The sequence below is a fragment of the Streptomyces sp. NBC_00659 genome (assembly GCF_036226925.1).
In the GTDB taxonomy this organism is placed as follows: Bacteria; Actinomycetota; Actinomycetes; order Streptomycetales; family Streptomycetaceae; genus Streptomyces.
The window spans coordinates 3,225,657-3,245,078 of sequence record NZ_CP109031.1 but is presented as its reverse complement, the minus strand read 5'-3'; the positions used below and the strand labels follow the sequence as shown (position 1 = coordinate 3,245,078).

At 68.5% G+C, this 19,422-nt stretch carries 15 protein-coding genes, 1 tRNA gene and 4 pseudogenes; 9 read left to right on the top strand and 11 right to left on the bottom strand.

The window, feature by feature from the left end; genetic code table 11:
- Positions 1-85: 85 nt before the first annotated feature.
- The 3 genes from OG410_RS14060 (at position 86) to OG410_RS14050 (ending at position 4,861) form a co-directional block, all read left to right on the top strand.
- Positions 86-2,167 (top strand): transglycosylase domain-containing protein, encoded by a 2,082-nt coding sequence (locus OG410_RS14060; protein ID WP_443063750.1) that lies wholly within the window; start codon positions 86-88, stop codon positions 2,165-2,167.
- A gap of 93 nt (positions 2,168-2,260) precedes the next feature.
- Positions 2,261-3,556 (top strand): hypothetical protein, encoded by a 1,296-nt coding sequence (locus tag OG410_RS14055; protein ID WP_443063749.1) that lies wholly within the window; start codon positions 2,261-2,263, stop codon positions 3,554-3,556.
- Positions 3,557-3,727: 171 nt separating this feature from the next.
- Entirely contained in the window at positions 3,728-4,861 is a 1,134-nt protein-coding gene (locus tag OG410_RS14050; protein WP_329299448.1) for an amidase domain-containing protein, read from the top strand.
- 265 nt (positions 4,862-5,126) lie between these two features.
- Here the strand turns inward: OG410_RS14050 and OG410_RS14045 are convergent, their stop codons facing one another.
- The gene (locus OG410_RS14045) at positions 5,127-6,575 is read right to left on the bottom strand and encodes a hypothetical protein (protein ID WP_329299447.1); all 1,449 of its coding nucleotides are present in this window, start codon (positions 6,573-6,575) and stop codon (positions 5,127-5,129) included.
- 75 nt (positions 6,576-6,650) lie between these two features.
- Entirely contained in the window at positions 6,651-7,469 is an 819-nt protein-coding gene (locus OG410_RS14040) for a DUF4097 family beta strand repeat-containing protein (RefSeq protein WP_329299446.1), read from the bottom strand.
- Between the two features lie 341 nt (positions 7,470-7,810).
- Between OG410_RS14040 and OG410_RS14035 the strand changes: the two genes are divergently transcribed.
- A tRNA-Val gene (locus OG410_RS14035) sits at positions 7,811-7,885 on the top strand.
- Between the two features lie 92 nt (positions 7,886-7,977).
- On the opposite strand, the gene OG410_RS14030 is transcribed toward OG410_RS14035, so the two are convergent.
- From OG410_RS14030 to OG410_RS42590, 3 genes and pseudogenes are all read right to left on the bottom strand, one after another.
- On the bottom strand, positions 7,978-8,121 hold the full coding sequence (locus OG410_RS14030) for an integrase (protein ID WP_329299444.1): 144 nt from the start codon (positions 8,119-8,121) through the stop codon (positions 7,978-7,980).
- Positions 8,122-8,127: 6 nt separating this feature from the next.
- A pseudogene (locus OG410_RS14025) lies at positions 8,128-8,256 on the bottom strand (tyrosine-type recombinase/integrase); the annotation flags it as partial.
- A gap of 434 nt (positions 8,257-8,690) precedes the next feature.
- Positions 8,691-8,912 (bottom strand): annotated as a pseudogene (locus OG410_RS42590) (site-specific integrase); the annotation flags it as partial.
- 195 nt (positions 8,913-9,107) lie between these two features.
- On the opposite strand from OG410_RS42590, the gene OG410_RS14015 reads away from it, so the two are divergent.
- Together OG410_RS14015 and OG410_RS14010 are read left to right on the top strand one after the other, a co-directional pair.
- On the top strand, positions 9,108-9,494 hold the full coding sequence (locus OG410_RS14015; protein WP_329304116.1) for an NUDIX hydrolase: 387 nt from the start codon (positions 9,108-9,110) through the stop codon (positions 9,492-9,494).
- A gap of 9 nt (positions 9,495-9,503) precedes the next feature.
- On the top strand, positions 9,504-9,881 hold the full coding sequence (locus OG410_RS14010; RefSeq protein ID WP_329299443.1) for a hypothetical protein: 378 nt from the start codon (positions 9,504-9,506) through the stop codon (positions 9,879-9,881).
- 441 nt (positions 9,882-10,322) lie between these two features.
- Here OG410_RS14010 and OG410_RS14005 read toward each other — a convergent pair whose 3' ends face one another.
- Entirely contained in the window at positions 10,323-11,354 is a 1,032-nt protein-coding gene (locus tag OG410_RS14005; RefSeq protein WP_329299442.1) for an FUSC family protein, read from the bottom strand.
- 692 nt (positions 11,355-12,046) lie between these two features.
- On the opposite strand from OG410_RS14005, the gene OG410_RS14000 reads away from it, so the two are divergent.
- Positions 12,047-13,279 (top strand): PP2C family protein-serine/threonine phosphatase, encoded by a 1,233-nt coding sequence (locus OG410_RS14000; protein WP_443063886.1) that lies wholly within the window; start codon positions 12,047-12,049, stop codon positions 13,277-13,279.
- Between the two features lie 813 nt (positions 13,280-14,092).
- Here the strand turns inward: OG410_RS14000 and OG410_RS13995 are convergent.
- A pseudogene (locus tag OG410_RS13995) lies at positions 14,093-14,616 on the bottom strand (tyrosine-type recombinase/integrase); the annotation flags it as partial.
- Between OG410_RS13995 and OG410_RS13990 the strand changes: the two are divergent.
- Positions 14,606-14,803 (top strand): annotated as a pseudogene (locus OG410_RS13990) (ATP-binding protein); the annotation flags it as partial. The pseudogenes OG410_RS13995 and OG410_RS13990 sit on opposite strands and share 11 nt — an antisense overlap.
- Positions 14,804-14,846: 43 nt before the next feature.
- Here OG410_RS13990 and OG410_RS13985 read toward each other — a convergent pair.
- A complete protein-coding gene (locus OG410_RS13985; RefSeq protein ID WP_329299440.1) occupies positions 14,847-15,857 on the bottom strand; it encodes a questin oxidase family protein in 1,011 nt (336 codons plus the stop codon).
- 686 nt (positions 15,858-16,543) lie between these two features.
- On the opposite strand from OG410_RS13985, the gene OG410_RS13980 reads away from it, so the two are divergent.
- Positions 16,544-17,146 (top strand): hypothetical protein, encoded by a 603-nt coding sequence (locus tag OG410_RS13980; protein WP_329299439.1) that lies wholly within the window; start codon positions 16,544-16,546, stop codon positions 17,144-17,146.
- A 241-nt stretch (positions 17,147-17,387) separates the two neighbouring features.
- Here the strand turns inward: OG410_RS13980 and OG410_RS13975 are convergent, their stop codons facing one another.
- The 3 genes from OG410_RS13975 to OG410_RS13965 form a co-directional block, all read right to left on the bottom strand.
- Positions 17,388-17,690: a hypothetical protein gene (locus OG410_RS13975; RefSeq protein ID WP_329299438.1), complete on the bottom strand. Its 303-nt coding sequence runs from the start codon at positions 17,688-17,690 to the stop codon at positions 17,388-17,390.
- A 276-nt stretch (positions 17,691-17,966) separates the two neighbouring features.
- Positions 17,967-18,752: a sulfite exporter TauE/SafE family protein gene (locus OG410_RS13970; protein ID WP_329299437.1), complete on the bottom strand. Its 786-nt coding sequence runs from the start codon at positions 18,750-18,752 to the stop codon at positions 17,967-17,969.
- A 96-nt stretch (positions 18,753-18,848) separates the two neighbouring features.
- Entirely contained in the window at positions 18,849-19,184 is a 336-nt protein-coding gene (locus OG410_RS13965; protein ID WP_329299436.1) for a YnfA family protein, read from the bottom strand.
- Between the last annotated feature and the right edge of the window lie 238 nt (positions 19,185-19,422).

Below are 19,422 nucleotides of genomic sequence, written 5' to 3'. Positions count from 1 at the left end.
GAAAGCGGCCGCTGCAACTACCCGCGCGCGCAGATCCGGAGTGCGGAGGGAGACGCAGTCGTGACCAGGACCCGGCATCGCAACGATGCCTCGAATCCCCTGTCTTTGGGCCGCCGAGGCGCGGGAGTGTGCCGTGGCTGACGCATCCGGACCGCAGCGCGGTCGCGGCAGCCGTCGCAAACCCTCGCAGCCCTCCGCGCCGGCCCGGCTGGCCGCCCGCCTCGCGCCGTACACCCGGCGCCTCAAGCCCGCCTATCCACGCCCCGGCCGGACCGGCCTGCGGCGCTGGCTGCCCTCCTGGCGGCAATGGCTCGGCGCCTTCGCGCTGTCCATAGGCCTGAGCGGTTCGCTGCTCGTCATTGCCTACGCGGCAACGGACATACCCCAGAACCTGAACACATATGCCACCCAGCAGGACAATGTCTACTTCTGGTCGGACGGCAGCCCGATGGCCCGTACCGGCTGGGTGCGACGCCAGGACATGCCGCTGAAGGACATACCCGAGGACGTGCGCTCGGCGGTCCTCGCGGCGGAGAACGAGAGCTTCTACAGCGACCCCGGCATCTCCGCCAAGGGTCTGGCCCGCGCCCTGGTGAAGACGGTCGGCCAGGGGGACACCCAGGGCGGCTCCACCATCACCCAGCAGTACGTCAAGAACGTCTACCTGACCCAGAACCGTTCGGTGACCCGCAAGTTCACCGAGGCCATGATCGCCCTCAAGCTCGACAACAAGATGAGCAAGGACAAGATCCTCGAGGGCTATCTCAACACGAGCTGGTTCGGACGCGGCACCTACGGCCTCCAGCGCGCCTCGCAGGCCTACTACGGCAAGGACGTGAGCCGCCTCAACGCCAGCGAGGGCGCCCTCCTCGCCTCGCTCCTCAAGGGCGCCGGTCTCTACGATCCGACCCTCAGCAAGGCCAACCACGAGCGCGCCGAGGAACGGTGGTCCTGGATCCTCGACCGCATGGTCAAGACCGGCAAGCTCTCCGCCGCAGAGCGGGCCAAGTACACGAAGTTCCCCGAGCCGATCAAGCAGACCGGGAGCTACGACACCGGAAAGCAGACCGACTACCTGGTCCAGCTGGCGACCCAGTACGCCAAGAAGGCCGGGCACATCTCCGACCGGGACTTCGACCTCGGCGGCTACCAGATCTACACGACCTTCGACCGCAAGCGCGAGAGCGCGCTCACCGACGCCGTGGCCAAGGCCCGCAAGCAGGCGAAGAAGGACGACCCGGCCAACGCGAAGGCCGCCCACTACGGTGCCGCCTCGATCTCCGACGACGGCCGGATCCTCGCCGTCTACGGCGGCCCCGACCACCGTAAACAGGGATACAACGAGTCCAACGCGACCACCGTCCCCGCCGGTTCGGCCTTCCTGCCCTTCGTCTACGCGGCCGCCCTGGAGAACGGCGTCCACAAGACCCGCGAGGGCGCGGCCACACCGGTCACCCCCGAGACGCTGTACAACGGTGACAACGGCGTCCCGGTCAGCACGCCCGAGGGCCCCTACTGGGACCGAGGCGGCAAGAAGGTCGCCGCCCGCAACGAGGGCGACCGCAACTACGGCCAGATCTCCCTGCGTTCGGCGCTCGCCCAGAACGTGAACACACCGTTCATGCAGCTCGGCATGGACACCGGCCTGGACAAGGTGCGCAAGACCGCCGAGGCGTCGGGCCTGCTCCCCTCCAGCATCGGACCGCAGGTGCCGGGCATGTCCCTCGGCGCCGCCACCCCCAGCGCGATCCGCATGGCCAGCGCCTACGCCACCTTCGCCGCCGACGGAACGCACTACGAGCCGTACTCGGTCCGGCGCATCACCCGCAACGGTTCCCGCGTCCGGCTGGACATGCCCGCACCCCACCGCGCGATGCGCGCCGAGGTGGCCCGCCAGGTCACCGAGGCACTCGCGGACTCCTTCCGCATCGGCCACCCGGGCGCGGCCCCCCTCTCGGTGAAGGTGGCCGGCAAGCGGGGCGCCACGCTGGACGACAAGGCCGCCTGGTACGCGGGCTCGAACGATTCCGTGTCGACGGCGGTGGTCCTGTACCGCATCGACCTCACCAAGAGCCTCGAACCGCTCCCGCTCGAGGGGATCGCCGGCGCACCCGTCGCCGACGTGCCGTACGGCATCTGGTCCGGTGCGATGAGCCCGCTTCGCTGATCCCGTCGGCCGACCGTCCGGCTCGGCCCCCGCCGACGGCCACCCCGTGGCCGCGCCACGCTCCTTCCGTCCCCCTCGCAGAATGTGCCCCGTATGAACTCGAAGCACAGCCGGCGCCGACGCCGTGAGTCCGATCCCGCCGCGGCCGCCGCCTCCGCACGTCAGGGCTTCGCGGCCATGACGGCCTTCCTCGTCGTCACGTCCACGGCCGCCACCTACCTGGCCCTGAACACCGACCACACCACCCCGGCCGCGTCCGCCCGCGCGCACGGTCAGGCCACCAAGGCGAAGAAGGGACCGGTCTGGGACGGCAAGACCCATGTACTGGGCGACGGCTCCACGTCCTACACCGGCCCGCAGAAGGGCGAGTTGAAGGCCGTACCGCTCAAGCCCGGTGAGAAACCGCCCCAGTTCGTCGTCTTCTCCTGGGACGGCGCCCTCCAGGGCGACGACGAACTCTTCTCCCACTACCGGGAGCTGGCCGCGCAGTACAACGCCCACATGACGTTCTTCCTGACCGGCATCTACCTGCTGCCCAAGGACAAGAAGGCGCTCTACGAACCGCCGATGCACTCGCCCGGTTCGGCGGCCATCAGCTACGCCACCGACGACCACATACGCACCACGCTGGAGGAGCTCGGCAAGACGTGGAAGGCCGGCAACGAGATCGGCACCCACTTCAACGGCCACTTCTGCGGCGACAAGGGCGGCGGGGACTGGAGTGTCGAGGAGTGGGAGAGCGAGATCAACCAGTTCTTCTCCTTCGTGGAGAAGTGGAGAACCAACACCGGCTACACCGACCTGGCGTCGCTCCCCTTCGACCCGGCGAAGGCCATCAGCGGCGGCCGCGCGCCCTGCCTCGAAGGGCAGAAGAACCTGCTCAAGGCCATGAAGGCCACGGCCAAGAAGTACAACTGGCGCTACGACGCCAGCTCCGCGGGCGACTTCCAGATCTGGCCGAAGAAGAAGGAGGGCGTGTGGGACTTCCCGCTGCAGATGCTTCCCTACGAGAACGGCAAGTACCAAGGCCTGTCCATGGACTTCAACTTCCTCTACAACCAGTCCGATGGTGAGACCGAGGGGGACCCGGCCCAGTACCCGCAGTGGGAGCAGCAGACCGTCAACTCCTACATGGCCGGCTTCAACCGTGTGTACTACGGCAGCCGGGCACCGCTGTTCATCGGCAACCACTTCGAGGACTGGAACGGCGGCATCTACATGAGGGCCATCGATCAGGTCATCAAGACTGTGTGCACGAAGAAGGGCGTCAAGTGCGTGTCCTTCCAAGAGCTGTCCGACTGGCTCGACGTGCAGAAGCCCGAGACCCTGGAACGCCTGCGCGGCCTGGACCCCGCTCAGTCACCGGACTGGTCGACCGTGGTGAAGTAGGGTCCGCTGTCGGGCCGATGGCCCCCCGGCAGCGCATTGAGATCAACTTACCTCCGACATATGGGACTTGGTTGCACTCGACGCGAACTCCCCCCGGATTCCGCACAGTTGAGTGGGACATGTAAAGATTCCCTTCCCTGGAGTCCGACCGGGGATCAAGGAGAATCACCAGTGACACCGAAGAACTTAAGCCGCAGTTGTTCCGTCGTGGGGGCGATCACCCTCTCCGCCCTCCTGCTGCCCCTGTCCGCCGCCCACGCGGCGGCCCCCGCCCCCCGGGTGACCGCGTCGACGGCCGATGCCTTCGGCCGCGTGGCCGACGCCGTCTTCACCGACCGCACCGCCGCCCTGCTGGACCGGGCCCCGACGGCCCGTACGGCCCTCAAGGCGACCACCGCGGGCATACGGGTGTCCGGCACCCTCGCCCACACCGAGAGCGCCGCTCTCTCCTCGCTGCGCGGCACGCGGTCCCGTCTCGCCGCCCTCGGTGAGGCCTACAGCGCCGCCGACACCGAGGTCGCCGTGGACCGGACCCGGGTGACGGGCCGGCTGGCCACCGCCTGGGTCACCGAGACCACCACCCTCACCTACCGGAAGATCCGCGGCGACGAACCCGCCACCACGGGCTTTCGCGCCCACCACGTCCTGACCTTCGCCGCCCAGCCGGACGGCACCTGGAAGCTGACGGGCGAGCGCTCGACGGACAAGGGTCCCCGGCAGGTCAACGAGCCCGTCACGACAGCACCGCGCAGGACCACGATGGCCGTTGTCGACGCCCCCCGGGCAGCGACCACGTACCCCGCGCCCGCCAACCCCAAGACGCTCACCGGCGGCCCGTACGACTACGCGGGCATGGCGACGTACGCCGAGAAGTACTGGAAGAACTACAACCCCGCCTACCGCAGCTTCAACTCCGTCGGCGGCGACTGCACCAACTACGTCAGCCAGTCCCTGAAGGCGGGCGGCTGGGCGACGGTCGCCGGCTCCGACGAGGAGTACGGCACCTGGAACTACACCTCGTCCACCCAGACCGACACCTGGGTCGGCGTCAACGAGTGGTCCTGGTTCACCCAGACCGCCCAGCGTTCCACGCCCCTGGCGAACGTCTACCAGATGGACATCGGTGACGTGATGCAGATGGACTTCGACAAGGACGGGTCCAAGGACCACTCCATGATCACGTCGTACCGGAGCGCCAGTGGGGTGCCGTACCTGACCTACCACGACACCGACACCTACCGCCGCTCGCTGTCGAGCCTCCTCGCGGCGTACCCGAACGCGGCGTACTACGGATACCGCACCTGATCGGACCCGGCCGGAGTCCGATCGGCCCCTGATCGGCCGGTGGCAGGAGTTGTGCGGGAGGACTCCTGAGAGGGCTCCGAGGAAGGCACAGGGGCTCTGAGGAAGGCACAGGGGCTCCGGGGAAGCCGCGAGGGCTCCGAGGGGCCGCGAGGGGCTCCGGGGATGGCCCAGACGACCTCGGAGCCCCTTCAGGGCTTTCCGCCGCCACCTGGGGGTTTCCGGTCACGCGGGACGTCTCGGTCTCCCCGCGTGACCGCGGGGCGTCTCAGGCGCCGCCGCGCTCCTCGCGGATCTGCGCGACCACGCGGGCCACCGTCTGCCGCACGGCCTCCGTCTCGGTCAGGAAATGCCAGTAGTCGGGGTGCCGGCCCTCCAGCGTGGCCACGGCCCGGTCGAGCCGGCCGACGGATTCGTCGAGCGGGCGGGCCTGCCGGGGGTCGGGCGTCGAGCGGCCCGCCATGGCCAGCCGCTGCGCGTCCCGGATCGCGAACCGGGTGCGGTCGATCTCCTGCTGGGGATCCTTCTGCACGGCGTTCAGCCTCCGCAGCCGGTCACCGGCTGCGGACACCGCCTCGTCCGTGCTGTTCAGCAGCGCGCGCACGGTCGCCAGCAGCGAGGTCGCGTCCGGCCAGCGCTGCGCCTCCCGCGCGGTCCGCGCCTCGTTCAGCTTCGCCTCTGCCTGCCGCACGTTCTCCGTGGCCTGCTCCGGCACATGCTGGAGGTCCTGCCAGCACGCCGCCGAGAACCGCCGCCGCAACTCGCTCAGCACCGGTTCCACCTGCCCCGAGCGGGTCGTCAGCGCCTGCGCCCGGGTCCGCAGCGAAACGAGCCGGTGGTCGATCTCCGCGGCCCGCTCCGGCAGCCGCTCCGCCTCCGAGCGCACCGCCTCGGCCTCGCGCGACACCCGTTCGGCCCGCTCCAGCGTCTCCGGCACGCCGTGCTGCCCGGCCCCCTGGTTGAGCTTGGTCAGCTCGGGGCCGAGAGCGGCGAGCCGGGCGGCGAGATCGTCGGCCTTCAGCCCGGACTGCCGTACGGAATCGAGGGCGTTGGACGCGGCGATCAGTGCCTGGCGGGCACGTTCGACGGCCGGGGCCAGCCGGGCGAGCTGGGTCTCGGCCTTGCCGAGCAGCGGCCCGAGGCTCTGCTCGAACCGGTCCAGATCGGCCTTCACACGGCCGAGTTCGTCCTTCGCGGCGACGAGTTCGGCGCGGGCCCGCTCCGCGACCGACGCCTCCAGCTCGTCCCGGTCGAGATCGTGGGCGTCGACGGCGGTGATGTACTTCTGGCTGGCCTCGTCGATCCGCTGTCCCAGCGCCGCGAAGTCGGAGACCACGCGGCGGGCGGCCGGCGAGTCGTCCACGGCCGTGATGGTCTCGATCGAGATCCGCAGGTCGCGCTGGGCGGTGTCGAGTTCGTAGAACGCCGCCGCCGCGGCGTCCTTGGCTGCCTGCGCCTCGGCCCGCTGGCTCTCGGACCGCCCGCCGAACCAGCGCCGGGTGCCGCCTCCCGCGAAGGCCGCGGGCAGCGCGAGGGCGGCCAGCAGGGGTAGAGCGACGAGCGTGAGAACGTCACGGACAGCGACGTACGTACGAGGGGGGCGCCCCGACCGTGCCGACGGGCGGCCCCGCCGGAAGCCGGGCGAGTGTGGGTGTGGGTGTGCAGGCCGCGCGGGTCCCGCGAACGGCGAGTACGGCCGCGAAGGTGTCGCCGTCACATCCCTCTCCCGTGCTGTCATCCGCCTAGCCCGGCTGTCATTCTCCCACCGGTTGAAGACGAACACACGGGCCGGTCAGTTCGCTGTTCGTACCGTGATCTTTCCGTCGTCGGTGTGCGCGGAGACCCGGTGGGAGCTGGAACCGTCGCGAGGCACGTCCACGTGGACCGAGCCGTCACCGCTCCCGGCCGTCACCCGGTAGGCGGCCCGGGGCAGCACGATCGAGACGGAGCCGTCGCCGCTGCGGGAGTCCACCAGGTCCGGCACGGTGCCGAGTTCGAGCTGCACCGAGCCGTCGTCGGTACGGGCCCGCACGCTGCGGGCGTCCACGCCGACGGCCCGGATGGAGCCGTCGCCGCTGCGCAGATCCAGCGCTCCCGAGGAGTCGCTGACCCGCACCGAACCGTCCGCCGTACGAATGCTCAGCGCTTCCTCGAAGCCCTGCGCGCTCACCGACCCGTCCCCGTCCTCCACCTTGACGGCCACCCCGCGCGGCACCACGATCCGGTGCCGGGCCGAGCAGTCGGCGACGACACCCGAGCACTTCATCCGCAGCACCAGCCGGTCGCCGCCCTTCATGCCCCAGGTGACCTCGGGGTCCCCGCCGAGGGTGACGTGCCCCTGGAACCACCGGGTGACCCGGACCTCACCGGCCTCGGCAGAGTCCGACACCACCAGATCGAGCGCGGAGTCGTCCGAGTCGACGGTCAGGGTCCGCCCGTGCAGCCCGAAGGACCGCGTCTCGGGCTCCTTGTCGTCCCCCGCGGACGCCCCGCACGCGCTGACACCGGCGACGAGCGCGAGCGCGAGTGCGGTGAGGGCGGCGGGGCGGGTGGCGCGGGTGGGGCTGTGGGTACGGTTCCTGCTGGTGCCGCGGGTGCGCGTGCGGGCCATGACGATCTCCCCCTGGGACGGTCGGTCGGAACTTCGCAAACGTCGAGCCCGGATGCGGGATCCCGGATGCCTGGACACCTGGACACCTGGACACCTCGACCGGAGCCGGTCGGCGAAGCATCTTCGACGGTAGGCACCCACGGAGCCCTGGACGATCCGGGCCGCTCCCGAATGAAAGGTGGGGATAACCCCCGGACCACGGGCCCCGAGCCCCCGTGGCCCCCGCCACGGACCGACCTGGCGGGCCCCGTCACCCCGAGCCTTCGTCCCCCCGCCACCCGCTCGCCCGATACGGGTTTGCGGGGTATCCCCCCGGGCCATGTAGGCTGTCGAATCGTCCTGGGCGCGTAGCTCAGCGGTAGAGCGCCGCCCTTACAAGGCGGATGTCGGCGGTTCGAAACCGTCCGCGCCCACCAGTCTCAGGACACGAACAAGGCCCAGGTCAGCCGGTGTGAAGCCGGTGATCTGGGCCTCTGTCGTTTCCGGTCGGTGGGGGCTGTCGTGCCACTCACGTGCCAGATGGACCGCGCGGAGGGCGCCGCACCTTCCTGATCTGACCGTCCACGTAGTCGGCGATCTGGTGGTCGCGTCCGTTGACGAGGTGCTGATAGACCAGCGCGGCCCGCACCGACGAGTGGCCCATGCGCTGCATCAGCTCACGGGTCGTGGCGCCGCCGGTCGCCGCGAGGGTGTTCCCGGTGTGCCGGAGATCGTGGAAGTGGACGTCACCGAGACCGGTCGAGGCGAGCGTGCGGAGCCAGATCCGCCGGAAGTTGTTCCGCCGCAGGACACCACCGCGGGCCCCGACGAAGACGAGCCCGGTTCGGCGGCCTCCGCGTGCTCGGCCAGGTGGTGCGCCGGCTCGGGCACGAGCGAGGCCGGGAACGCCACGGTGCGGACGCCCGCCGCGCTCTTGGGAGCCTTGACCGTCAGGCCATGCGTCCGGGTCTCGGCGTACGAGCGGCGGACGGAGACGGTACGGGCCTCCAGGTCGACGTCCCGGCGCTGGAGCGCGGCCAGCTCACCGAAGCGGAGCGCGGCGAACGCGGCGAGGAGCACCAGGGCGCGGCAGCGAGGCGGGACCGCATCGGCGAGCCGGTACACCTCGGGTACGGAGAGGAACGGCCGCTCGGTGTGGGTGACCGTGCCCGCGCCCTTGACCCGGCACGGATTGCGTTCGATCAGCTCGTCATCCACGGCCGTGTTCAGGATGGCCCGGAGCACTTGGTACGCCTTGGAGAGGGTGGCCGGCCCGACCCCGGCATCGAGCAGGTCGGTACGCCAGCGCCGTACCTGCGGCGTGGTGATCTCCCGCAGGGGGACCGCGCGAAACGTCGGCAGGATGTGCCGGTTGAGGACGCCCGCGTTGCGCTCACGCGTGGTGGCCGCGTAGCCACGATCCTTGAACCAGGACGCCGCGAAGTCGCCGAACGCGATCTTCACGTCAGGGTTCTTCCAGTCACCGTCAAGGATCTTGGCCTCTTGCCTGACCAGCTAGCGGTCCGCATCGGTCTGCGTCGCGAAGGTCGCGTCAGCCGTCCGCATCAAACCGTCCGGGCCCCGGTAGCGGGCTTGGAAGCGCCCGGAGGGCAGCTTGCGCACGGACCCGAAGCGGCGGCGGCGCCCCTTGGAGTGGTGATCGGTGAGGACGGCCGACTCCTGGCGATCCGCCGCGCGGACAACGGCACTTGGGAGCTCCCCGGCGGCGTACTCGAACTCAACGAGACCCCCGAGGCCGGCGTCGCCCGCGAGGTCCTGGAGGAGACGGGCATTCACGTCGAGGTGGACCAGCTCACCGGCGTCTACAAGAACACGACCAGGGGCGTCGTCGCTTTGGTCTTCCGGTGCAAGCCCTCCGGGGGCACCGAGCGCACGTCCAGCGAATCGACCGCGGTTGACTGGCTCACGCCCGAAGAGGTCAGTGAGCGCATGGCCGAGGTCTTCGCGATCCGGCTCCTAGACGCCTTGGACGGCAACGGCCCGCACGTGCGGAGCCACGATGGCAAGCAACTGCTGCGCCGCTAAGGTGCCCCGATGACTGCACCAGATGGAACACGGCAGAAGCCGAGGCAGCTGACCGAGCTGGGCGACGTACACGACTTCCTTGACGAGGTCCGCCTGCGCCCCGGGATGTGGCTGCCTGACAGTTCCCTGCAGCATCTCGACTCCATGCTTGTCGGATACCGAGTCGCGTTGGCAGTGCACGGCACCGCAGAGGACTTCGACTTCTGGAACCCTGGCTGCCAGGGGCCATTCGCCGAGTGGCTGTGGAAGCGGCTGGATAGGCACAGCTCCCTGGGATGGGCAGCTGAGATCGAGCGCGAGGCCGAGGCCTCCAACACACCAGCGGTCGAGCTGTTCTTCAGCCTGCTGGACGAGTACCGCGCTGAGCGCAGCCAGCCCAAGGGATAGAACTTTCTCTACTTCATCAAGTGCCCGCGCGAGCGCGGGCTGGCCCTTGGGCTTTGGCCCCTCTGCGCCTTCGGCGCCGGGGCCAAGCCCTGGGCCGCAGCGAGTGCGGGCCCGAGTCGAGAACGGTAAACACGCTGATGGGGCGGTTGGCTCCGAGACTTTAGGCAGCCACCATGGGGCGAGCCTCGAAGATCATGGCCCCAACGTCGTGCTTTAACGGGCAGGTCCACAGACTGCCCGACTCGCGATGAGCTTACGGGGCCATGATCACTCGCCCCATGGCAGCTCCCGCCCAAAGTCTCGGAGCCAACCTCTCGCCGTTGTCAGCCCTCGGCAGGCGAGATGCTGGACGGTCTCCGAGCCGTGCCACTCTCGTGCCAGAACGGACAGAAACTCACGGGGAACTGGGGTCCGCAGGGGTGAGCGAGGTGTGGGCAGCCGTCAGATGCTGTGATTGCCGGTTGCGAGTTCGGGTTGTGGGCTTTGCCGCAGGAGGCGGTTGCCGATGGCGTGGACGACGGCGAGGCCGATGACGAGGATGGCGACGCCGGCGAGGATTTCGAAGCCCCGGTGCTCGGCCTCAACGGCGACCTGGCCGGGGGAAGCGAGTGCGAGGACGAGGGCGAAGGTGTAGAGGCCGTACATCAGCCAGTACTTGTCGGCCTGAGTGAGAGCGGCGATGAACGCAGCGGTGGCGATAGCCGAGGTGACCCAGACGGACGGGGCGAGGATCGCCACGGGCAGGGCGGCGGCGATACCGACTGCGGTGCCGATGGCCTTGCCCCGGATCCGGTCGCGTTTTCCTGTGACGATGTACAGCGCGAGGATGATGATCGGCTCCGGCACCCAGTAGGGCTCGGTCCACCCGAGTGCGACCCCGAGTGCGGCCCCGGCACCGAGGGCGACGCCGAACACGAGCGCCACCACGGCGGCCACCCCGGCGGGCAGGCGGTCGCCTTCGACGACGGGGGCGGTGCCGAAGCGGTGGGCGATCACGATGCCGTAGCCCACACCGAGGGCGGCCATGATGCCGGAGATCAGCGCGTCGGTGCCGGACGGCGTCGGTGCCGCGAATGTGGCAGCGAAGGCGAGCGTCAGCAGCGGCGGGAACCAGCCGAAGCCGATCCCCGCCCCCACGACGGCGCCGGTCACCGCGAGGAGCGCCACCCACCACCAGTCGTAGGCGGTGAACGAGCCCAGGCCGACCGCGACCCCCACCGCGGGGGCGAGGTACAGCATGCGACGGGTTCCGCCCAGCTTCGCCCCGACAACGCCGAGGAGCAGTCCGAGGAACACAGCCCGGGCACCCAGTTGCCCGGCAACGATCCCGGCCACCGCGACCGGCAGCACGATCGCCACCACGACAGCGCCAAGAATGTGCAGCCACCTGCGGGCGCCCGACTGCTTGACCGGGCTCGCTGCCGCGTCCGGCTTACCGCCGTTCGGAACGTCCCCGTGCTCAGCCTCGCCCACCGCACGACCCTTCCCGCGTCCGGGGCCGGTTCACTCGCCTGCCCGGCTCTTCGGTCACCCTACGCAACCGGGCATCCCAGGCCGACGAACGCCGCTGATGCATTCGGGTGCTGGCAGGTCGCGTGCGGCGCGGTCGCAGGTCGGCCGCACTCACAAACGCGATCTTCCAAACTGGTTGCTGTACAGCAGCGAAGTACAGCAACCAGCATGACCGCAGCCGACCTCCACCAGCGCTTGGCGACCGGTTCACCAGCCCGGCAGACCTCAACAACCGTCGCGCCCATAGTTCGCATCGAGGGGGTCCAGGCAACGGGAAACACGGCGGTCCCGGAATTGTCTCCGGGCCGTCCGAGGTGGCCGCCGACGACAGTCAAGGACAGCGAACGTGCAGCTCCCCGGCGAGTTTCGGCGCAGCGCCGCACTTCGTCAGAGGCCGTATTCAGTACCAGAAGCAATCGTTCAGCCACCTGCCGGTGTCACGGATAGTGATGTAAGGAACGGTCTACGGTCGCGCGATCCTTGGTAGCTCGCTGTGCTCGCACGTGGCTGCTGCGCGGTACGGCACGGGGCGCCTCCGAATTGCTCGGAGGTGCGTGGCGCGGCTTCGGCCGCAAGACTGGAGCCAACGGTTGGCGTGTGCGCCCAGGATCGGCGGTGCCCGGATGACAACGTGGGACGGCCCGGTACGTCGAATGCTGGTCGACCTGCTGGAGACCAGCCACCTCGCGCCCCTGGAGTCGTTGCCCGAGTCCCTGGACCGCTGCGCCGCTCCCGCAGGATTCCCGACTGTGCTCGTGTACCTGTCGGACCTGGAGCTGCGGTGCCTGCGGCTGCTCACCGGCAAAGGACCGGATGCCGGCGAGGATCCCGGGGATGACCCGGCGGAGTTGCGGATCGACGGCACCTTGGCGGGACGTACCTACCAGACTGGGGAGATCCTCCCTGCGGGACCTGTAAATGACGATGGTGTCCGCGCCTGGTGGGTTCCGGTACTGAACGGCATGGAACGCTTCGGGGTGATGAAGGTCTGCACCTCTCGTGAGGACGATATGGTGCGCGAGGACGCCGATGCCTTGGCCGCACTCACTGCCCTGGTCGTCGCGAGCAAGCGGGACCGCAGCGACTCCTACGCCCGGCTCACGCGGACCGCGCCCATGGCCGTCGGCGCGGAGATGCAGTGGAATCTCATGCCGCCGCACGCCTATGCCGACGGCCGGGTTGTCATCGCGGCAGCACTGGAGCCCGCTTATGAAGTCAGTGGCGACGCCTACGACTACGCGACGGCCGGAACCCACGTCCATCTGTCGATCTTCGACGCCATGGGCCACGACACCGCGGCAGGGCTTACTGCGAACCTGGCCATGGCCACCTGCCGCAACTCCCGACGCCATGGATGCGATCTGGTCGAGACCAGCGAACGGATCGAGGCCGACCTGATCGAGCAGTTCCACCACCAGCGCTACGCCACCGGCATCCTTGCAGAGTTGAACGCCGCCACCGGTCTGCTCACTTTCGTCAACCGCGGCCACCACCTGCCCCTGATCATCCGGGGCGGCCGCTGGAACAGTCGGCTGCGGTGCGAGCCTGCCCTCCCCATGGGCATCGACCTCGGCCTGCCTGTGCATCTGTGCCGCGAACAGCTGGAACCCGGCGACCGGGTCGTGCTGTATACCGATGGCATCACCGAAGCACGACGAGCGGGAGGTTCGGAATTCGGCCTCGCCCGGTTCGTGGAACTCCTCATCCGGTGCCACGCCGACGGGCTACCCGTTCCCGAGACTCTTCGCCGCGTCATCCACGCCGTCTTGGACCACCACCACGGACAGCTCCAGGACGACGCCACCATCCTGTTCTGCGAGTGGCTGGGAACAGACACCCAGCCCTCCGCCCAGGCCGCGTACCTGGAGAACGTATCGAGTTCGTGATCAATCAGCGCCCTGGGTGAGGTCTTTGATCCAGATCATCGACGCGCACAGGCGGAGTCCGGCGAGGTAGCTGTCCGGAAGCTGTCACAGCGCAGCCCGCACCACAACCGCACCAGATCGTGCGGGGAACAGCGGGAAAACACGGTGAAAGCGGCCGAGACCGTCAAGGCTGCACCCATCGGTCCGACCAGGTCAGCGCCTGAACTGCCCGCAAAGGACCGCAGCTTCCCAAGCTGATAGCTCAAGGGATGGATCTGAGTAGCTGTCGTGAGCAGTTGTCTCCGTCGGCGGATTTGGTCGTGCGGGCTCTGCGAGACTCCGCTCATGGGGCGTTGTGCCGGTGTGACACTGCGGGGGCGAGCGTGCGGAAACTCGGCCGGGTGGAACGGTTACTGCCATCTGCATGGCGGTGGCAGTCCGCGGCGCAGAAGCGTCCGTACTCCGCGCCGGCCTTCCCGCACGCTGCCAAGTCCGGTCCTGCAGCCGCACGGAAGGCGGAGAGGCTGGCTATGGCGTCTTCGGTGGCTCCTTACCGGTTGGCTCGAAGCACTGCGTAATGCTGTAGACCGACGCTCATGATGGCGTTTGCTGGGCCGTCTCTGGGCCGTCCGACGTCGCTCAACAGTGGCCACTGATGACCAACGACGACCACCAGGAGCACGAGGCCACTGCTCCTGACCAGCAAAAACCCAGCTCACCAAGATCTCCGGCAAGACCCAGGGCAAGAAGAAGTAGAGAATGTGATCACGCCCCCGACCTGCGTTAACGGCGCAGATCGGGGGCATTTTCATGCTGTGGAACATCTCTGGAACCTCAGCCCTCGTGATCTTGCGGCCGGAGAGCCTTCCGGGCCCGGTCCCGGCTGCTCGGCATGAGGTGCGCGTACACCTTCAACGTCAGGCCCGGGTCGGAGTGCCCGAGGTACTCCGCGAGGGCCTTGATGCTCTCCCCGGCATCCAGAAGCACGGACGCGTAGAAGTGCCGGAGCGCGTGCATGCCGTGCTCCCGAGCGGCGGCGTGCTCGCGGCTCTTGGCCTTGGGGATGACGCCGGCCTTGGCGAGCGCGGGCTTCCAGTGGTCTTCGTTCAGCGACGTACGCCAGACGTGCCCACCATTGGGGCCCGTGAAGATGAGGCGCCGGGTCACCGGCTGGCCGTTCGCTCGCATCCACGGGAGCTTGATTTCCACAGGCGGGAACCGCTTGATGTGCTCCTGTAGCGACTCTGCCACAGGGTCGGGCAGAGAGGGACGTCACGGAGCTTGCCGCCCTTCGGGGGCGCGAACACGGCCTTGCTCAGGCTTAGCTTGAGCTGTTGCACCACGTGCACCGAGCGGGAGGAGTGCAAGGCGACCGCCGTGGCCACCAACTCCCCGTTCGCCGAGTGGGACAAGACCTTCGGAGACCCCCGGCTCTGCGCGGCCATCGCCGACCGGATCACCTTCCGCTGCACGCTCATCCAGACCGGCACCGACTCCTACCGCTACCAGGCCACTCAGGACGAACGCCAGAGCAAGAAACGGTGATGTCCGTGGCATGCACCTCCGCACCCGGTGCAGGCGGTTGCGCTCATCCCAACGGGGCGCTCAGCTCCATGGAACGCAAAGCCGCCGCAAGGGCCGGTTCATCGCCGACATCGAGGGCTGTATCTGTCAGCTTGATGACGTGTTCATCGCCGTGCGCCAAGGCGCGTTCAAAAACCTCTTCGGGAGTGAAGGTGCCGGGCGGGGCGTATGCAACCGAGGTGGCCGGTGCGTACATCGCGGTCACTGCCGCGGAGGCCGTCCAGGCTGCCCGCAGGCTCGATAGCCACAGGGCGTGGGGGAGCGCGGGCAGGGTGCGCAGGACAGCGTTGGGAGCCGTGGCCGCGTGGACCAGCATCGTTTCCTCGCCGTGGCCGTGGGTGGCATATCGGTGTGTTGCCGCCCGCACCAGTTCGGCGAGGTGGCGGTATGCGTCGCTCGGTTCCGTTACCGAGGCCGCCCACACTGGCAGGGCCGTGACGCGGTTGAGTCGGGTGGAGAAGCCACCGTCCTGTATGGCGATGGGCGATATCGTGTCGAGGGCGGCAGCTGCGCTGTCGGCGCCGGGCAGCGGGGCAAGAACCGCGACGGTGCGGTGGCGCGCGGCCCAGTAGCCGAGACCGTGAGCAAGTTCAGCCAGACGAGGTTCGGTCACCTCGCCGGACAGCAATGTGCGCACGGCGTGGCCCACCCGAATCACCGGATGTGTCGAGCCGCCGTACATGCCGGGCAGAAGACGGGGCCACCACTGAGTGAGCACCTCGCGCCACGGACGCTCGGCGATCTCGCGCTCGAAGTAGCCAATCCAGTCGGCCGCGCGACGCGGATCGCCAAGCGCGGAAAACCAACTGCCGTCCGTGACTGGCTCGACACGGGACGGGAACTCCTCAAGCTTGCGTGCGTACAGGTCGAGCCAGCGGTGCACCGAATGTGCCTGTCCGTGAGTAGCGAGGGCCTCGACGGCCATCGGCGCGTGATTGGTGAGCCGTCCAAGCCGCTCGGGCCCCGAGTTGTGCAGTCGTTCAAGCGCCTCATCCAGAGTCCCTGTCGTATCCATGACATGGATAGTAGGCAGGGCGCCACGGTGGCGTAACGGGCTGGAGACGTAAGCCCGACCTAGGACCTCCGACCCACTACTCGCCACGGCAGAACGAGGCCGGGCCCTCCCCGACCGCGCCTGTCAGGGACACGGACCGGCAGGGCCCGGGGCCCACGAGCTACCTGCTCAAGGCCACATCCCCGCCACAGACACTCCCGCATGCAAACCGGGCTGACCGAAGTCACCCGATAGGGGCGGCTCCCGTTTCCGCCGCCGATCATGGTGCTGTGCCGTTGTCCATTCTCCTCGCGGATGGCCCAACGTGGCTCCAGAATCCGCCGTTCCACTGGCTCTCATACATCCCGCCGAAAACACCCTGGGTGTCTCCAGAGAGCGGGCCTGGCGGGGCCATTGGGTAATGAGGGACGGCACCCCACTACCCAGTAGGCACCCCAGTCAGGGCGCTCCGAGGCCTCTACTGGGGCGTTTCTACTGGGGACCCCACTACCCGCTACCCAGTAGACGCCCGCGTGCGGGAGCTCCCATGGCGAGTGGGCGCCCGAAGGGCGGTCCTTTTGACTCGGCTTGAGCGGTCACTCCCCGAAGAGGCGGTCCAGGAGACGGGACCCGAGAATGCCGTTCGCCTTGGCGTCACTGTGGCAGGAAAGCGAACGGCGTTCTGGGGCCACGCTTGTGGGAAGCTCGTGCAGTTCGAATTCGCACGCTTCTGCTGGGAGGCAGCCCTGAAGACGTTTGAGGAACTGTCCAGGATACTTGCCTCGTCGGGGGTCACTCTGCTCGCTGTCGAGCGAACGGTGACCTCCTGTCCGCCCCAAGCGGCTCATGCAACGTCATGTGGACCGCAAGACGGGCGCGTCGACATCGTCGTCGCATACGACAGTCCCGATCCTCTCCAGGAGGTCGACGACGCCTGGTTTGGTCTGGCATCGCGATTCGGGCTGTTCGGGGAGAGCGGAGAGTTCCTCCTCATGGTCAATCTGCACGACGACGAACCATACGACAGTGACCTTTACTGGGCGCGAGTGCGGCTCCAGGCGCAATGGACCGTTGCCGGCTCCAACAGGGAGACCATCAACGGGCCCGCGTTGGAAGGACTTGCCACGATGTCTCCGACGGGGGACGTCATCATCGTCGGAACGAAGAACCAGGAGGACCTGTCGGTTTTGGCGGTGCCGCGTCCTCACCGCGCTTCAGCGATCAGGAAGTTTGCCCAGTTCATGCTCAGGAACGGCGAACTCACGACGGATGAGGCCGATAACGTCAAGAGATGGCTCGCACGGGACTGAGTGCCGATTCAAAAAGGGGCGACCTTGAGGTCCTCCAGGGGATCACGGTCCCGGGCCGTGCCACTCTCGTGCCAGAACGCACGGGGGCTCACGGGGTGTCGGGGGTTGCCAGGGCAATACCGCCGACCTGTTCCCAAGCCAGGGAATCCGCAGGTCACGCCTGGGATCGCCCAACCTCGCTCCTAAAGCGGTGGGTCTATTCGTCCGCCTAACCCGCATCGAACAGGCCGCCATGAGGCGGCTACCCCTGGACGGGAAGATCAGGATGGGTGGCCAGAAAGATCATGTAGGTGATCGCCGCTGCCGCCCCCAAGAGGGACAACACGCCACCTGCTACGGCTCGCGTCCTGTTCGCTCGCCCCGACTTTGATGCGCTGTACTCGACAAAGGCCCGCACCAGGCCAACGAGCGCCAGAGGCAGCGCGACGAAGCTGACCAGTATCCAGAACGGACAGCAGAACCAGAACGCCAAGGACGCTCCGCCGAACCAGACCGCAAGCTCTGCTTTCTCTTGCGTCTCGTCCGGGGTGCCAACAGAAATCATGGGCCGATCCAAGCAGGGCCCTTCCTGGCGTACAGCAGTGAAGTACAGCAACCCTCCCGACCCTAGGTGACCGACAGCAGCCGCAAGACCCCGACTGACCAGCCCGGCAGACCTCAGTGACCTCTCGGCCGAGAGTTCGGGACGAAGAGGTCGTGGGTTCAAATGCCGCCCCCCGAAAGGGGTTCTCAAAGCTGGGTCCTGGCCGGTGCGCTCAAGTTCCGAGTTCGAGAGGTGCCGTCCTCAAGTGCAGGCGCCGTGAGAGGTTGAGGTGGCAGATCAGTGCAGGGCGTTGATCGCATAGAGGGTGCCGAGTCCGGCCGCCAGTGTGCCAAGGAGCAGGCGGAGCAGGTTCTCGGGTAGGCGCGGTTGGATGCGGGCTCCGAGGTAGCCGCCGATGAGGCCGCCCAGACCGCAGCTCAGGCCGAGGAACCAGTCGGGGGCGATGCTGCCGCTCTGGGTCAGGGACAGCAGGGCGAAGGTGGAGGCGCCGACCAGCGAGGTCGCGAAGGTGGAGGCGAGCGCGGCGGGGGCGACTTGGGAGACAGGGACGCCGCGGCCGACGAGGACGGGGCCGAGGATCGAGCCGCCACCGATGCCGTAGATGCCGCCCACGACCCCGACCACAAGGGCCAGGCCGGTGACTGTCCTCGGGGCAGGCTCAGGGCGTCGGGCCTCCGGAGGCTCAGGGCGCAGGGTCCGGAAGATGAGCCAGGTGCCGAGCGGCAGCATCAGGGCGGCGACCAGGAGGCGGAAGATGTTCGGACCCGGAAGGGCGAATACGCGGATGACCGCTCCGAGGACGACGCCGGGCAGGGTACCCAGCAGCAGTCGGCGCACGAGCGGTCCCCGCAGGGCGCCGTCGCGTCGGTAGCGGAGCAGGGCGCCGGGTCCCGCCACCACGTTGTAGAGCAGATTCGTGGGCGTGACGGACGGGTTCGGCACGGCGAAGACGCTGAGCTGCACCGGCAGCAGGAACACCGCCCCGGACACTCCAACCGGCGCAGTCACCACGGCAATCAGCATCCCGACCGCCAGCCCGGCCGCACCCAGCTCCCAGTTCACCTGATGGCCCGCCTCGCCCAGCCCGTCCCCGCTCGCTCTGATGCGACAGACTAGAGCGCCCGGTACACCGGGGATGACGCCAGTACCGCGCCCCGATCAGTGGTTACGTGGGGCGTACATGATCACAGCCATTCCGGCGAGGCAGACCAGAGCGCCGATGACGTCCCAGCGGTCGGGGCGGTATCCGTCGGCGATCATGCCCCAGGCGATCGATCCGGCGACGAAGATCCCGCCGTAGGCGGCGAGGATGCGGCCAAAGTTGTCATCGCTCTGCCAGGTGGCCACGACGCCGTACAGCCCGAGGGTGATGACGCCGGCGCCGACCCAGATCCAGCCCTTGTGCTCGCGGATGCCCTGCCACACCAGCCAGGCCCCACCGATTTCGAAGAGGGCAGCGACGGCGAACAGAGCAAGGGAGCGGGCGACGACCATGGATCGGGACCCTACCCAGCACTAGAGTCTGTGATCTTCGCCGGGTGCGTACGGTTCCCGCACCCGCAGCCAGCGTCGCTTCCGGTCGACGGAGCGCAGGAGCACGAGGGGCGTCGCTGGATGGCCCACCAGGTCACTCCGGCCAGGGCGGCCAGGGTGATGGCGATGGCGGGCAGCCATCCCACGATCGCGGAGGCTCCCGCGCCCACCACGCCTGCGGTGATGAGGACGGGCAGCA

Coding starts and splice junctions, on each gene's coding strand:
- OG410_RS14000 (WP_443063886.1), top strand. CDS start 12,047: ATGCTGGTCGACCTGCTGGAGACCAGCCACCTCGCGCCCCTGGAGTCG.
- OG410_RS13975 (WP_329299438.1), bottom strand. CDS start 17,690: ATGATTTCTGTTGGCACCCCGGACGAGACGCAAGAGAAAGCAGAGCTT.
- OG410_RS14055 (WP_443063749.1), top strand. CDS start 2,261: ATGAACTCGAAGCACAGCCGGCGCCGACGCCGTGAGTCCGATCCCGCC.
- OG410_RS13965 (WP_329299436.1), bottom strand. CDS start 19,184: ATGGTCGTCGCCCGCTCCCTTGCTCTGTTCGCCGTCGCTGCCCTCTTC.
- OG410_RS13985 (WP_329299440.1), bottom strand. CDS start 15,857: ATGGATACGACAGGGACTCTGGATGAGGCGCTTGAACGACTGCACAAC.
- OG410_RS14030 (WP_329299444.1), bottom strand. CDS start 8,121: ATGCAGCGCATGGGCCACTCGTCGGTGCGGGCCGCGCTGGTCTATCAG.
- OG410_RS14040 (WP_329299446.1), bottom strand. CDS start 7,469: ATGGCCCGCACGCGCACCCGCGGCACCAGCAGGAACCGTACCCACAGC.
- OG410_RS14010 (WP_329299443.1), top strand. CDS start 9,504: ATGACTGCACCAGATGGAACACGGCAGAAGCCGAGGCAGCTGACCGAG.
- OG410_RS14060 (WP_443063750.1), top strand. CDS start 86: ATGCCTCGAATCCCCTGTCTTTGGGCCGCCGAGGCGCGGGAGTGTGCC.